Below are 617 nucleotides of genomic sequence, written 5' to 3'. Positions count from 1 at the left end.
CCGCCGGAGGTGAATTCGGGTCGGATGTATGCCGGTCCGGGCGTGGGGCCGATGTTGGCGGCTGCGGCGGGCTGGGATGGGCTGGCCGCCGAATGGGACACCGCGGCAGCGGGCTACGGGTCGGTGATCGCCGAGCTGACCAGCGCGCCGTGGATAGGGCCGGCCTCAGCGGCGATGGTGGCCGTGGCAACGCCTTATGTGGCCTGGATGAGCGCCACCGCCGGTGAAGCCGAGCAGGCCGGTATGCAGGCCCGCGCGGCCGCGGCGGCCTACGAGACAGCCTTCGCCATGACGGTGCCCCCACCGGTGATCGCGGCCAACCGGGCGTTGTTGATGGCGTTGATCGCCACCAATTTTTTCGGACAAAACACCGCGGCCATCGCCGCCACCGAGGCCCAATACGCCGAGATGTGGGCCCAGGACGCCGCCGCGATGTATGGCTATGCCGCCTCCTCGGCGACCGCCTCGATCCTGGCTCCGTTCACAGTGCCCCCGACCACCGTCAACCCGGAGGGGGTGACCGAACAGGCCGACGCGGTCAACCAGGCCACCGCCACTCCGGCAGGCAACTCCGCCTCGATGGCTTCGTCGGCGTTCTCCTCGGCGACGGCAGCCCC

The 617-nt window shown here is 70.5% G+C and carries 1 protein-coding gene; it reads left to right on the top strand.

Annotation, left to right across the window (positions count from 1 at the left end; all coding sequences use genetic code 11):
• Nucleotides 1-617: PPE family protein (locus AC5Y21_RS26020; RefSeq protein ID WP_499917034.1), on the top strand; the 617-nt coding region annotated here is incomplete at both ends.

Source organism: Mycobacterium sp. NGS41 (genome assembly GCF_059812725.1).
The sequence above is the reverse complement of the archived record's forward strand: the minus strand, read 5'-3'. Positions and strand labels throughout refer to the sequence as shown.